The organism is Escherichia sp. WS338, from assembly GCF_046486405.1.
GTDB classification, from domain to species: domain Bacteria; phylum Pseudomonadota; class Gammaproteobacteria; order Enterobacterales; family Enterobacteriaceae; genus Escherichia; species Escherichia coli.
The window spans coordinates 105507-119760 of record NZ_JBJQLL010000015.1 but is presented as its reverse complement, the minus strand read 5'-3'; the positions used below and the strand labels follow the sequence as shown (position 1 = coordinate 119760).

General features: G+C 48.4%; 10 protein-coding genes, 1 tRNA gene and 2 pseudogenes. 9 read left to right on the top strand and 4 right to left on the bottom strand.

Annotation, left to right across the window (positions count from 1 at the left end; translation table 11 throughout):
* Positions 1-184, top strand: a 184-nt coding sequence (locus ACJHWT_RS15160; protein ID WP_410232335.1) for a hypothetical protein, incomplete at its 5' end; no start/stop codon positions are given.
* A pseudogene (prfH, locus tag ACJHWT_RS15155) lies at positions 108-497 on the top strand (peptide chain release factor H); the annotation flags it as partial. The gene ACJHWT_RS15160 and the pseudogene prfH, both read left to right, overlap by 77 nt.
* A gap of 56 nt (positions 498-553) precedes the next feature.
* Here the strand turns inward: prfH and pepD are convergent.
* Positions 554-2011 carry a cytosol nonspecific dipeptidase gene (gene pepD, locus ACJHWT_RS15150; protein ID WP_001293000.1) on the bottom strand — a complete coding sequence of 486 codons (1458 nt, stop codon included), beginning with the start codon at positions 2009-2011 and terminating at the stop codon, positions 554-556.
* Between the two features lie 260 nt (positions 2012-2271).
* On the opposite strand from pepD, the gene gpt reads away from it, so the two are divergent.
* From gpt to crl, 3 genes are all read left to right on the top strand, one after another.
* Positions 2272-2730, top strand: coding sequence for a xanthine phosphoribosyltransferase (gene gpt, locus ACJHWT_RS15145; RefSeq protein ID WP_001291991.1), 459 nt, complete (start codon positions 2272-2274; stop codon positions 2728-2730).
* Between the two features lie 91 nt (positions 2731-2821).
* Positions 2822-4066: an esterase FrsA gene (gene frsA / locus ACJHWT_RS15140; protein ID WP_000189578.1), complete on the top strand. Its 1245-nt coding sequence runs from the start codon at positions 2822-2824 to the stop codon at positions 4064-4066.
* Positions 4067-4123: 57 nt separating this feature from the next.
* Positions 4124-4525, top strand: a complete 402-nt coding sequence (crl, locus tag ACJHWT_RS15135; protein ID WP_000174685.1) for a sigma factor-binding protein Crl — start codon at positions 4124-4126, stop codon at positions 4523-4525.
* A 38-nt stretch (positions 4526-4563) separates the two neighbouring features.
* On the opposite strand, the gene phoE is transcribed toward crl, so the two are convergent.
* On the bottom strand, positions 4564-5619 hold the full coding sequence (gene phoE, locus ACJHWT_RS15130; protein ID WP_000749899.1) for a phosphoporin PhoE: 1056 nt from the start codon (positions 5617-5619) through the stop codon (positions 4564-4566).
* 288 nt (positions 5620-5907) lie between these two features.
* On the opposite strand from phoE, the gene proB reads away from it, so the two are divergent.
* The 4 genes and pseudogenes from proB to ACJHWT_RS15110 form a co-directional block, all read left to right on the top strand.
* Entirely contained in the window at positions 5908-7011 is a 1104-nt protein-coding gene (gene proB, locus ACJHWT_RS15125) for a glutamate 5-kinase (protein ID WP_001285288.1), read from the top strand.
* 11 nt (positions 7012-7022) lie between these two features.
* Entirely contained in the window at positions 7023-8276 is a 1254-nt protein-coding gene (gene proA / locus ACJHWT_RS15120) for a glutamate-5-semialdehyde dehydrogenase (RefSeq protein ID WP_000893310.1), read from the top strand.
* A gap of 114 nt (positions 8277-8390) precedes the next feature.
* Positions 8391-8466: transfer RNA gene (locus ACJHWT_RS15115), tRNA-Thr, on the top strand.
* Positions 8467-8620: 154 nt separating this feature from the next.
* Positions 8621-8956, top strand: a pseudogene (locus ACJHWT_RS15110) (Arm DNA-binding domain-containing protein); the annotation flags it as partial.
* 437 nt (positions 8957-9393) lie between these two features.
* On the opposite strand, the gene ACJHWT_RS15105 reads toward ACJHWT_RS15110, so the two are convergent.
* Together ACJHWT_RS15105 and vat are read right to left on the bottom strand one after the other, a co-directional pair.
* The gene (locus ACJHWT_RS15105; protein ID WP_001059463.1) at positions 9394-9888 is read right to left on the bottom strand and encodes a MarR family winged helix-turn-helix transcriptional regulator; all 495 of its coding nucleotides are present in this window, start codon (positions 9886-9888) and stop codon (positions 9394-9396) included.
* 155 nt (positions 9889-10043) lie between these two features.
* The gene (gene vat / locus ACJHWT_RS15100) at positions 10044-14174 is read right to left on the bottom strand and encodes a vacuolating autotransporter toxin Vat (RefSeq protein WP_001034006.1); all 4131 of its coding nucleotides are present in this window, start codon (positions 14172-14174) and stop codon (positions 10044-10046) included.
* Between the last annotated feature and the right edge of the window lie 80 nt (positions 14175-14254).

Here is a 14254-nt window from a genome sequence, read left to right as displayed (position 1 = left end):
CATACTCCTCCGGCAGAAGCAGAAAAAGCTTATTATGCTTCCATCGGAAACGATGATCTGGCAGCCTGAGTTCACAGATAAAACACTCTCCAGGAAACCCGGGGCGGTTCATTTGTCCGAGTCCGTATCGGCCTCATCATGGGCGCAAAAACTGGTTTCTGGGCATTGGGCGTTTTACCGCTGATGAGCAGGAACAATCGGATGCAATCCGTTATGAGACGCTGCGTTCGTCGGGGCCGGGCGGTCAACATGTCAATAAAACCGACTCGGCGGTACGCGCCACGCATCTGGCATCCGGTATTAGCGTGAAGGTTCAGTCAGAGCGCAGTCAGCATGCTAACAAACGGCTGGCGCGATTACTGATTGCCTGGAAGCTGGAACAACAGCAACAGGAAAATAGCGCGGCGCTGAAATCGCAGCGGCGAATGTTCCATCACCAGATTGAACGTGGCAACCCGCGACGAACGTTTACAGGGATGGCCTTTATCGAAGGGTAATGAAGGATGAAACTGCCGGAAGGCGATTAAACGCCATCCGGCAGCAAATCAAATAATTACTTCGCCGGAATTTCTTTCAGCAGTTCAGTCAGCAGTGTCCAGTAATGGCCAACGCTTTCGATATGAACTTGCTCATCCGGAGAGTGTGGACCGGTGATGGTTGGCCCGATAGACACCATGTCCATTTCCGGATACGGTTTTTTGAACAGACCACATTCCAGGCCCGCGTGGATAATCTGGATGTTCGGCGTCTTGTTGAACAGACGCTGATAGGTTTCACGTACCAGATGCATTACCGGAGAGTTAGCGTCCGGCTGCCAGCCAGGATATGCGCCTTTTGCTTCTGTTTTCGCACCTGCCAGTTTACCCAGTGAATCCAGCATGCTCACTACGTAGTCTTTACCGCTGTCGATCAGAGAACGGATCAGGCAGTGAATTTCTACGTTATTGTCGGTCATGGTCACCACACCGACGTTCAGGGAGGTTTCGACCACACCTTTTGCCACGTCGGAGTTGCGGATCACACCGTTCGGGGTTGCGTTCAGCAGACGAATAAAGGTATCGCGAGATGTCGCCGTTAATGCAGCTTTGTCGTTCGCTACGGAGTCCAGCAGCAATGCCAGATTCTTCTCTTTTTCTGCCAGTTCGTTTTTCAGGATCTCCTGATAGGTATCCACCAGAGATTTCAGGGCGTCGACTTTATCAGCTGCGACAGCAATGGTCGCAAAGGCTTCACGCGGGATGGCGTTACGCAGTGTGCCGCCGTTGAAATCAATAAGGCGCAGGTCCAGTTCTTCTGCATGACCCGCCAGGAAGCGCACCAGCAGTTTGTTGGCATTACCCAGGCCAACGTGGATTTCACCGCCGGAGTGACCGCCTTTCAGACCTTTTAAGGTTAACTTGAAGGTTTCAAAACCAGCTGGAACCGCTTCACGATCTAAATGCAGGTTGGAGGTGAAGTCGATACCTCCCGCACAACCCATGTAGATTTCACCTTCTTCTTCGGAGTCGGTGTTAATCAGAATATCAGCCTGCAACCAGTTGCTCTGTAAGCCAAAAGCACCGTCCATACCGGCTTCTTCGGTCATGGTCAGCAGCACTTCCAGCGGGCCGTGAACCACGTTTTCGTCAGCCAGAACCGCCAGTGCAGAGGCCATACCAATGCCGTTATCCGCACCCAGCGTGGTGCCGCGTGCTTTAACCCATTCGCCATCAATATAAGGCTGGATAGGATCTTTAGTGAAGTCATGCACGGTGTCGTTGTTTTTTTGCGGCACCATATCGAGGTGGGCCTGCAAGACGACCGGTTTACGATTTTCCATACCTGCGGTAGCAGGTTTACGAATCAGGATATTACCTACCTGATCGCGTTCGACATGGAAACCTTTCTCTTTTGCCCAACCAACAATGTATTCAGCGAGTTGCTCTTCATGATAGGACGGGTGAGGAATAGAACAGATTTTGGCAAAAATATCCCACAGCGGCTGTGGAGATAATTGAGACAGTTCAGACACGTTAAGTCTCCTTGTCGATCACCCGCAAAACAGTATTGCAGGTCACAGGGTTAGCAGAAAATGTTGTCAACACAAGACAGGCTTGCGAGATATGTTTGAGAATACCACTTTATCCCGCGTCAGGGAGAGGCAGTGCGTAAAAAGACGCGGACTCATGTGAAATACTGGTTTTTAGTGCGCCAGATCTCTATAATCTCGCGCAACCTATTTTCCCCTCGAACACTTTTTAAGCCGTAGATAAACAGGCTGGGACACTTCACATGAGCGAAAAATACATCGTCACCTGGGACATGTTGCAGATCCATGCACGTAAACTCGCAAGCCGACTGATGCCTTCTGAACAATGGAAAGGCATTATTGCCGTAAGCCGTGGCGGTCTGGTACCGGGTGCGTTACTGGCGCGTGAACTGGGTATTCGTCATGTCGATACCGTTTGTATTTCCAGCTACGATCACGACAACCAGCGCGAGCTTAAAGTGCTGAAACGCGCAGAAGGCGATGGCGAAGGCTTCATCGTTATTGATGACCTGGTAGATACCGGTGGTACTGCGGTTGCGATTCGTGAAATGTATCCAAAAGCGCACTTTGTCACCATCTTCGCAAAACCGGCTGGTCGTCCGCTGGTTGATGATTATGTTGTTGATATCCCGCAAAATACCTGGATCGAACAGCCGTGGGATATGGGCGTCGTATTCGTCCCGCCAATCTCCGGTCGCTAATCTTTTCAACGCCTGGCACTGCCGGGCGTTGTTCTTTTTAACTTCAGGCGGGTTACAATAGTTTCCAGTAAGTATTCTGGAGGCTGCATCCATGACACAGGCAAACCTGAGCGAAACCCTGTTCAAACCCCGCTTTAAACATCCTGAAACCTCGACGCTAGTCCGCCGCTTTAGTCACGGCGCACAACCGCCTGTGCAGTCGGCCCTTGATGGTAAAACCATCCCTCACTGGTATCGCATGATTAACCGTCTGATGTGGATCTGGCGCGGCATTGACCCCCGTGAAATCCTCGACGTCCAGGCGCGTATTGTGATGAGCGATGCCGAACGTACCGACGATGATTTATACGATACGGTGATTGGCTACCGCGGCGGCAACTGGATTTATGAGTGGGCTACCCAGGCGATGGTGTGGCAACAAAAAGCCTGTGCGGAAGAAGATCCGCAACTCAGCGGTCGACACTGGCTGCATGCGGCTACGTTGTACAACATTGCTGCCTATCCTCATCTGAAAGGAGATGACCTGGCCGAGCAAGCGCAGGCTTTGTCAAACCGCGCCTATGAAGAGGCCGCTCAGCGTCTGCCGGGCACGATGCGGCAGATGGAGTTTACCGTACCCGGCGGTGCGCCCATCACCGGCTTTTTGCATATGCCGAAAGGCGATGGCCCGTTCCCGACAGTATTAATGTGTGGTGGTCTGGATGCGATGCAGACGGACTATTACAGCCTGTATGAACGTTATTTTGCGCCGCGCGGCATTGCTATGCTGACTATTGATATGCCGTCGGTGGGCTTTTCTTCAAAATGGAAGCTCACCCAGGACTCCAGCCTGTTGCATCAGCACGTTTTAAAGGCGCTGCCTAACGTACCGTGGGTGGATCACACTCGCGTCGCGGCCTTTGGTTTCCGTTTCGGCGCTAACGTTGCCGTGCGTCTGGCATACCTTGAATCGCCGCGTCTGAAAGTGGTTGCCTGTCTTGGTCCGGTAGTTCATACCCTGTTGAGTGATTTTAAGTGCCAGCAACAGGTGCCGGAAATGTATCTTGACGTTCTGGCCAGTCGTTTAGGGATGCATGATGCTTCCGATGAAGCGTTGCGAGTGGAGTTGAATCGCTATTCATTAAAAGTGCAAGGATTGCTGGGACGTCGCTGCCCAACGCCAATGTTATCAGGCTACTGGAAGAACGATCCGTTCAGCCCGGAAGAGGACTCACGCTTAATCACGTCGTCATCTGCTGACGGTAAATTATTAGAGATCCCATTTAACCCGGTGTATCGGAATTTTGACAAAGGCCTTCAGGAAATCACAGACTGGATCGAAAAACGGTTGTGTTAAAAATTTGCTAAATTTTACCAATTTGGTAAAACAGTTGCATCACAACAGGAGATTGCAATGACGTTACCGAGTGGACACCCGAAGAGCAGATTGATCAAAAAATTTACCGCACTAGGCCCGTATATTCGTGAAGGTAAGTGCGAAGATAATCGATTCTTTTTCGATTGTCTGGCTGTATGCGTCAACGTGAAACCGGCACCGGAAGTGCGTGAGTTCTGGGGCTGGTGGATGGAACTGGAAGCGCAGGAATCCCGTTTTACCTACAGTTACCAGTTTGGTCTGTTCGATAAAGCAGGCGACTGGACGAGTGTTCGGATAAAAGATGCCGAAGTGGTTGAACGATTGGAGCACACCCTGCGTGAATTTCACGAGAAGCTGCGTGAGCTGCTGGCGACGCTGAATCTGAAGCTGGAACCGGCAGATGATTTTCGTGATGAACCGGTGAAGTTAACGGCGTGAATGAAATGTGCCGGATGCATCACATCCGGCAATATCCATTAAAACTGATAGGTCATGCCAACCGCGACAATATCATCATTATTAATATTCAATTTGTTATCGCTATCCAGTTGGTTGATTTTATAATCAACAAACGCTGACATATTTTTGTTGAAATAATACGTAGCACCAACATCGACATAATTGACCAGATCTTCATCACCGATGCCCTCAATATCTTTCCCTTTCGATAAGACATAACCCAGCGATGGACGCAGACCAAAGTCAAACTGGTATTGAGCGACCGCTTCAAAGTTCTGCGTCTTATTGGCAAAGCCGCCAGAGATTGGCGTCATTTTACGTGTTTCAGAATAGAAAGTTGCCAGATAAATATTATTGGCATCGTATTTCAGACCTGTTGCCCATGCTTCTGCACGCTTGCCTGTGCCACGGCTTTGCAGGTTCTGCTCGTTGGTACGATCAGAGTTGGTATAGGCTCCACTGATGGCGAAATCGCTGCCACCAAAGTCATATGTCAATGACGTGCCGAAGCCATCGCCGTTTTGCTTTTTAACGTCGCGGTTTTCGTTTTTCCCTTGATATTGCAGGGTTAAGTTCAGGCCATCGATAACGCCGAAGAAGTCGGTGTTCCGATACGTCGCCAGACCGCTGGCGCGTTTGGTCATAAAGTTGTCGGTCTGCGCCGAGGAGTCGCCACCAAATTCCGGGAACATATCGGTCCAGGCTTCCACGTCATACAACGCGCCCAGGTTACGACCATAATCGAAAGAACCCAAATCTTTATATTTCAACCCGGCAAAAGCGAGACGCGTTTTTTGCTGTGCAGTATCACTCTCCGCTTTATTACCGGCAAACTCAGCTTCCCAACGACCATAACCAGTCAGTTGATCGTTAATTTGTGTTTCGCCTTTAAAACCAAAACGGATATAACTCTGGTCGCCATCTTTACTGTCATTATCACTCATATAATGCATGGCTTTAACTTTGCCATAGACATCCAGTTTATTACCGTCTTTGTTATATATTTCTGCGGCCTGTACGGATACAGATGCCACAATGCCCATCACCACTAATGCCAGAGTGCTCTTTTTCATTTTCATTCCTGATTTTAATTAACGCGCGAATATTCAGCGGGAGAGTCCCGTTGAAAACAGGAAAGTTTTTAACCTGAGATTGTTAAAGATATATTACAGATTAATAATATTCTTAAAATGTGGTAATTTATTAAATCTGTAATAAAAGCGTAAACAACTGCCGCTACGCTTGCTGATCCCGCGCAACAAAACGCCATGCTTTGCTCGCAGATGGTTGGCAACCGACGACAGTCCTGCTAAAACGTTCGTTTGATATCATTTTTTCCTAAAATTGAATGGCAGAGAATCATGAGTGACAGCCAGACGCTGGTGGTAAAACTCGGCACCAGTGTGCTAACAGGCGGATCGCGCCGCCTGAACCGTGCCCATATCGTTGAACTTGTTCGCCAGTGCGCGCAGTTACATGCCGCCGGGCATCGGATTGTTATTGTGACGTCGGGTGCGATTGCCGCCGGACGTGAGCACCTGGGGTACCCGGAATTGCCAGCGACTATCGCTTCAAAACAGCTGCTGGCGGCGGTAGGGCAGAGTCGACTGATTCAACTGTGGGAACAGCTGTTTTCAATTTACGGCATTCATGTCGGGCAGATGTTGCTGACCCGTGCTGATATGGAAGATCGTGAACGCTTCCTGAACGCCCGCGATACCCTGCGTGCGTTGCTCGATAACAATATCGTTCCGGTAATTAATGAGAACGATGCTGTCGCTACTGCAGAGATTAAGGTCGGTGATAACGATAACCTTTCTGCGCTGGCGGCGATTCTGGCGGGTGCCGATAAACTGTTGCTGCTGACCGATCAAAAAGGTTTGTATACCGCTGACCCGCGCAGCAATCCGCAGGCAGAACTGATTAAAGATGTGTACGGCATTGATGACGCACTGCGCGCGATTGCCGGTGATAGCGTTTCAGGCCTCGGAACTGGCGGTATGAGCACCAAATTGCAGGCCGCTGACGTGGCTTGCCGTGCGGGTATCGACACCATTATTGCCGCGGGCAGCAAGCCGGGCGTTATTGGTGATGTGATGGAAGGCATTTCCGTCGGTACGCTGTTCCATGCCCAGGCGACTCCGCTTGAAAACCGTAAACGCTGGATTTTCGGTGCGCCGCCTGCGGGTGAAATCACGGTAGATGAAGGGGCAACTGCCGCCATTCTGGAACGCGGCAGCTCCCTGTTGCCGAAAGGCATTAAAAGCGTGACTGGCAATTTCTCGCGTGGTGAAGTCATCCGTATTTGCAACCTCGAAGGTCGCGATATCGCCCACGGCGTCAGTCGTTACAACAGCGATGCATTACGCCGTATTGCCGGACACCACTCGCAAGAAATTGATGCAATACTGGGATATGAATACGGCCCGGTTGCCGTTCACCGTGATGACATGATTACCCGTTAAGGAGCTGGCCGATGCTGGAACAAATGGGCATTGCCGCGAAGCAAGCCTCGTATAAATTAGCGCAACTCTCCAGCCGCGAAAAAAATCGTGTGCTGGAAAAAATCGCCGATGAACTGGAAGCACAAAGCGAAAGTATCCTCAACGCTAACGCGCAGGATGTTGCAGACGCGCGTGCCAATGGCCTTAGCGAAGCGATGCTTGACCGTCTGGCACTGACGCCCGCACGGCTGAAAGGCATTGCCGACGATGTGCGCCAGGTGTGCAATCTCGCCGATCCGGTGGGGCAGGTAATCGATGGCGGCGTACTGGACAGCGGCCTGCGTCTGGAGCGCCGTCGCGTGCCGCTGGGGGTGATTGGCGTGATTTATGAAGCGCGCCCGAACGTGACGGTTGATGTTGCTTCCCTGTGCCTGAAAACCGGTAACGCGGTGATCCTGCGCGGCGGCAAAGAAACCTGTCGCACTAACGCTGCAACGGTAGCGGTGATTCAGGACGCCCTGAAATCCTGCAGCTTACCGGCGGGTGCCGTGCAGGCGATTGATAATCCTGACCGCGCGCTGGTCAGTGAAATGCTGCGTATGGATAAATACATCGACATGCTGATCCCGCGCGGTGGCGCTGGCCTGCATAAACTGTGCCGCGAACAGTCGACGATCCCGGTGATCACAGGTGGTATAGGCGTATGCCATATTTACGTTGATGAAAGTGCAGAGATCGCTGAAGCCCTGAAAGTGATCGTCAACGCGAAAACTCAGCGACCGAGCACATGTAATACGGTTGAAACGTTGCTGGTGAATAAAAACATCGCCGATAGTTTCCTGCCCGCATTAAGCAAACAAATGGCGGAAAGTGGCGTGACGTTACACGCTGATGCAGGTGCACTGGCGCAGTTGCAGACAGGCCCCGCGAAGGTGGTGGCGGTTAAAGCCGAAGAGTATGACGATGAGTTTCTGTCATTAGATTTGAACGTCAAAATCGTTAGCGATCTTGACGATGCCATCGCCCATATTCGTGAACACGGCACGCAACACTCCGATGCGATCCTGACCCGCGATATGCGCAACGCCCAGCGTTTTGTTAACGAAGTGGATTCCTCCGCTGTTTACGTTAACGCCTCTACGCGTTTTACCGACGGCGGCCAGTTTGGACTGGGGGCGGAAGTTGCGGTAAGCACACAAAAACTCCACGCGCGCGGCCCAATGGGGCTGGAAGCACTGACCACTTATAAGTGGATCGGCATTGGTGATTACACCATTCGTGCGTAAATAAAACCGGGTGATGCAAAAGTAGCCATTTGATTCACAAGGCCATTGACGCATCGCCCGGTTAGTTTTAACCTTGTCCACCGTGATTCACGTTCGTGAACATGTCCTTTCAGGGCCGATATAGCTCAGTTGGTAGAGCAGCGCATTCGTAATGCGAAGGTCGTAGGTTCGACTCCTATTATCGGCACCATTCTAACGTCTCCCCAAGTCTACTCAAGTATTTAAAAACCTCTTATAATCAGTATATTAATGCCCCTTTTAGTCTTTTGACGTCTATTTAAGTACCCCAAACTCTACAAGCAATTGAGGGGATTTGCTGTTCAGTTTAGTGGAGATACCCCCAAGTGAAACTCAATGCCCGTCAAATAGACACTGCCAAGCCAAAAGAGAAGGCTTACAAGTTGGCTGATGGTGGTGGTCTGTACCTCCTGGTAAAACCTGGTGGAGGAGAATATTGGCGTCTCAAGTATCGTGTAGCTGGTAAAGAGAAGCTGTTAGCACTAGGTGTGTATCCTGAGGTCACCTTAGCTGATGCTCCTGCAAAACTTGAAGAAGCTAAAAGAGGTATCTCTGGGGGAATCGATCTGATGGAAGTGAAGCGAGAGGAAAAGATTGCCCGGGAAACGCAGTTAAACAACACCTTCAAAGATATTGCCCTTGAGTGGCACAGTAACAAATTATAATCACAATAATAGTGTATATAATTATACATTGTATGCTTGGTAATCATATAATGATAAAAGCTTCCGATAATCAGTATGAGATTTGTCCTTAAACTCCTGGACATGCTTTTCTAAATCTTCCAATGGTATATGTCCATTTATACAAATAAAATTCTAGTGATAAATACCTTCAGGTATGATTAGACAACATCTTTATTCGATGGGGGTTAATCTATATTTGATATCTTTCTTTTAAATAACAACGCCATTAAAAACGCTTTGTTTAATGACGTTTTTTTATTGTTTCCTATATAAAGCCTAACCAGCATAAACATTGGTGGCTCTTATGCTCATTGTAATTAAATGAGAGTGTGATTAATGTCTTTATATATTCTGGTAGTTATTCTCTCCAGAAGAATACATTGTAAGAAGATGACTGTTAGTATGTTTTAACATCAATTAACATTAAGGTTTGATAATAATTTTTTGTTGGCGAGTTCAAATGTTTTCATTTCATCATCTGATAGCCCGCTCCAGATTTTCTTTAGCATTACATTTTGAGTGTTTATTAGTTTTTGAGCAAGTGTAACTCCGTCAGGGGTTAAGCAAATACTTTTGCTTCGACGATCGTTTTTATTATTAATTCTTTTGGCAATATTCTTTTTTTCTAATTTGTCTATGATGTGTGTGATGTTTGTTTTGGAGAATTGTAACTCCTTGTAAATATCAGAAGGGGACTGACAATAATCATCAGACATATATAATGAAACTAACACCATAAATGTTGAGGTGTTTATTCTATACTCGCTCAATTCATTTTCTATAATACTCTGGATTTTGTCATTTACTCTAATATATAAGTGTATTAACAGACTCTCCTGAGCCGGGTATGCCGGATTTTTGATTTTTTTGTAGTTTGTTATAGTTTTTAATAAATCTATATTATTCATAATTCCACCACACGGCAAAAGAAAACTCATGAAGATTACTCAACCTGAGTGTTACATGAAGTATCGTGAACGCCGGAAAATCTAAGTTCCAGCCTGTACCGTAATCAGATAATCGCAGCAAAGGGACAAAGCAATAGTCCCTTTGCTGCACAGCATCAGAATGAATAACGAATATTAGCGTTTATCGCATCATCTGTGTTGTATTTACCGAATGCAGAGCGTTCAACTTCCAGCCCCAGACGCGTATTGTCGCCAAACCGGGCATTTAACCCCACACCGTAAAGCATACGACCGTCTTTTCTGCCATTAATCTGATGTTCTCCCGCTGCATCCTTCAGGTGAACGTCAGCACTGTCCGTCAGATCGAACTCATAATGCAGGCCGGCACGGGCTGTCAGACTCCAGTCCTTACCACTGAAGGTTTTACCGGAAACAACGCCGGTTCTGCCTACCAGAGGATTAACGCTGTTACGACGCATTGAGACATCCATTCCACTGTCGTTCCAGTTAAATGTTTGGCCCTGCAGTCTTCCCCAGACCAGTTCCGCCTGAGGTTCAACAAACGTCGTATCTGTCAGATGATAACGGTATCCGACTTCTGCACCTGCATACAGTGAATGGCTGCGGAAGTTCTGTTTACCAGCTCCGGCAAAGTTCAGGTCATATTTGTTTTCATTGTGAATATATTTGGCAATCAAATCAAAGTAAGCGCCGGACCGGAACAGACCACTGGCATAGAAACCACCACCCCATGATTTTGTTTTACCGCTGTACAGGCCTGCTGACGCATCTGTGTCAGTGTAGGTGGCCATCACGCCGGTAAACAGGTCCATACTTCCCAGTTCGTGCTTACGGTCAGCCCCCATCTGCAGCAGGGTATAGTGGTCAGTGAAACCGCCATCAGCAGAGCCGGAACCGTTCAGCAGACGCACCCACGTACCGGCTTCGCCGTTAATATCCCTCAAATCGCCCATGCGTTTGTTCAGGTTGTTAACTTCAGTGATGAAGTTGTTATAGCTGATGTGCATGAATGTGGCGGCAGCCTTACCCTGGCCGTCGTTACGTGCAACCTGGTAACCATCGAGGACCCACTCTTTTTTCCCGTCCTCTTTTCTGACACTAAGGGTGGGGGTGACATCACTGAATCCCACAACCCGTGTTGATGCCCTGAACAGATTATCAGCTGTCGCTTCAGGTGCGCTGACCAGTGGAATATCAAGCGTGTCCTTGTCAGAGGGTTTTTTCAGGAAGTTAACCCAGATGCTGTTGTCATGACCTGTTGCCGACTTGTTTATCACCAGTTTGTCTGCCTTGTTAAGGTCTGTACGCATGACAAATGCTGACTGAACCGCGTCCAGATTATCTGTTGTCAGTGTCGTGAACGATGATGTTCCCCCGTTAAAACCGACTATTGTCCGGTTAAGTTTCATATTTCCTGCCGTGGAGTTTCCGTTCATCGACCACTGGGTGTCTGTCATGCTGACGGTGGCATCCGGTGCATTCAGGCTCCCGCTCCAGGTATTGCGGTACCCGTTAAACAGGCTGTACAACATCTGATTCTGAAGAGTCAGGTCAGGACTCAGTTCCCCTTCCCCTCCGAGGGTGACAGTCCCTTTATCCTGAACATTGATATTACCTGACAACATACTGTACGGCCCCACGTTCAGGCGGGCATCGTCTCCCTTCAGGTTCCATGAACCGGCATAATCGTATACAGGTAAAAGTGTGTGAGATACCTCATCAGGACGGCTGTTCAGACTCAGGGTGGCATCAGAAATATTCACCGGACCGTCAGAAACAAAACTCTGACTGGCCAGAACATTTGCTCCCTTGTTCAGATTCAGGGCGGTACTGGTCAGCGTTGAGTTCTCCAGAACGGCACTGTCTGAGGAGATATTCACGGTACTGTTGTTCGCCTGTATTCCGCCATTGAATATCTCATTGATATTCAGCACTGACTGATTATCCAGGTTGACGGTGCCGTTGAAGACGCTTTTATCTGCATCTTTAGTTGCAACAGATGTGCCTTCTTCAAGGGTAAATGCTGTTCCCTGGCCATCTTTTTTGTCGATAAATACCCGACTGTCGCCCAGCGTGACGCTGGAGTTATCTGCCTGGATGGTTGTGTTCAGTGTGGCATTGCGGCCCAGACCAAAGTCTGTATCTTTTAACACGAGCGAACCAAAGCTGAACGTCCTGTTCTCCCAGTCATCCTGTGTAAATGAGGTGGGCTGTGTCAGAACGGAATTGTCGCCCAGAGACGAGACTGTATTTGCAATACTCTGAGACGTTGAAGCATGGATAACCGGGTGGCCCTGAATGGTCAGACGACCGTTTTCCTGAGTAAATGTACCGGACATATTCGCTGAGCCGTCCATAACCAATGCGCCGGTTGTACCCGGGGTTGCTTTATTTGAGAAATTAATATTTCCCAGCAACTTGCCATGATACAGATACCCTTTATTATTAATTCTGTTTGCAAGCAGTGCCTGTGCACTGTTCTGGTCATGTCCGACATATTCCCAGTGCTCGTTACTGACCTGACCGGTAGGGAACCAGCCATAACTACTTGTTTTCAGGATAAAATAATCGACGGTATGAGTATAGGGATTATTATAAATATATAATGAACCTACTGTTCCCCTGTTTGATGATGACCATTCATTAACTTTTACGTCTGCCGGACGCGTCTGATAATCCAGAGTGATATTAGCCGTTTTATCACTGCTGTTACCGAGAGTTGCGCCATAATCGGCGGCATTCAGCTTATGAAATGTCAGGTCATTCCCGTTAACATCCAGAACCCCCCCCCGGTAGCCCCAGGATATATTGTCCGGATTAACCTGCTGGTTGTCTGCCAGCACGACTGTCGGGCGGCCGCTGGCAATATTCACGCTACTGAATGCCTGAACGTGTCCTGAACTGTCAGCCTGCTGATTGAGGACAACGGTCCCATCCCCGACTTTCAGGCCGCCCTCATTAACACCGGTTCCCTGTACAACCAGGGTTCCTTCGCCGATTTTATGCAGGTTGTCACCTTTCACACCATTAACCTGCCAGTTTACGGAGGCATCCTTGTCCACAATAATACCGGCCCCGGTCCAGGTACTTCCGTTTGAAGTGGTGACAGTGTAGTCATCAGTAAATGTCAGTGAACCGGCACCCTGCGTGACAGAGTTTTCCAGGTCAATCTGACCATTATGTCCCAGGAATGTCAGATTTTTACCTGCGTTCAGGTCAGAACCTTTTTGCCCGTGCATGGCATATTCATCGGAACCCTGTTTCAGAGAGCCAGTGCCGGTGCTGCTGTCAAATTTCCATTGCAGGGGGGCGCCGGATGAGGCATTAAAAAAGACGGGAGCGTCATTATCCTCTGAATAGATCTGTGAGAGAAAACTCTGAGGAATAAGAGAATATATCAAATTGGTCCCCCCTCCTACTCCCGAGTAAACACCGACCAGTTCCCACTGCCCTTTGGCCGTATTCCAGCCAAATAATGGAGAACCACTGTCGCCGGCCTCTCCAAAAGAGGGCAGGATGCTATGATCATGTATGTTGCCCCCCATATACAGCTGAATGCCGTCTGAGCCGTGATAAAAGAATGATGTCGGGAGTATTCCTCCTGTCAGATAACCATACCCACCTGTTACCCAATGTCGCTTACCCTGACTATCCTGAATATACTGACTTCCCGAACCAGCCCTGTAGAATGCCGAGTATTTTGAAGGGTTCAATATATCAGCTGTTGATGAGCTGGTTACGGTAGCCGGAGCAACCTCAGTTACGAGCTTATCAAGTCTTGGTGTGTGGAGATCAGATGAACTGTGTTCATTACGATCCACAATATGGTAACTGTTCTGACCATCACCGAAGCTGACGCTCTGATATCCTTTATTATGTTTTACACTGGCTATATATTGCGGGTTAATTAATGTTGCAACGCCGGGATTTGAGCTTACATTCACACTGCTAAAATCAACCATGGGCGCTTTATCAAGATGTCCTACTAATTCCCCTTTATTATTAAAAATAGGAATGTTTGTTGCGCCAGCCTGAAACTGCCCTTTGTTTTCTGCAAAGTCGCGGTATGTCTGGTAAGGATTGTTGCCACCAACCGTTGATGCACCAGCAACGGTTGGGAGTAATGCAGATAGTGCCAGAGAGGTAAGTACTGAAAGTCTTTTTCCTCTGCGGGTACTCCCTTTACATACCCTTCGGGCTAGTTCAGAGACAACCTTTACTGTGTTAGTAATATAACAATATTTTAGAGCGTATATTTTATTCATAGTAAATGATTCCGGAACGTATATTCCAAAGTTACATTAATAACCATAGACAATTTCAAACGAAAGCATTGTTGAATTGC

Coding starts and splice junctions, on each gene's coding strand:
- proB (WP_001285288.1), top strand. CDS start 5,908: ATGAGTGACAGCCAGACGCTGGTGGTAAAACTCGGCACCAGTGTGCTA.
- phoE (WP_000749899.1), bottom strand. CDS start 5,619: ATGAAAAAGAGCACTCTGGCATTAGTGGTGATGGGCATTGTGGCATCT.
- gpt (WP_001291991.1), top strand. CDS start 2,272: ATGAGCGAAAAATACATCGTCACCTGGGACATGTTGCAGATCCATGCA.
- vat (WP_001034006.1), bottom strand. CDS start 14,174: ATGAATAAAATATACGCTCTAAAATATTGTTATATTACTAACACAGTA.
- crl (WP_000174685.1), top strand. CDS start 4,124: ATGACGTTACCGAGTGGACACCCGAAGAGCAGATTGATCAAAAAATTT.
- ACJHWT_RS15105 (WP_001059463.1), bottom strand. CDS start 9,888: ATGAATAATATAGATTTATTAAAAACTATAACAAACTACAAAAAAATC.
- proA (WP_000893310.1), top strand. CDS start 7,023: ATGCTGGAACAAATGGGCATTGCCGCGAAGCAAGCCTCGTATAAATTA.
- frsA (WP_000189578.1), top strand. CDS start 2,822: ATGACACAGGCAAACCTGAGCGAAACCCTGTTCAAACCCCGCTTTAAA.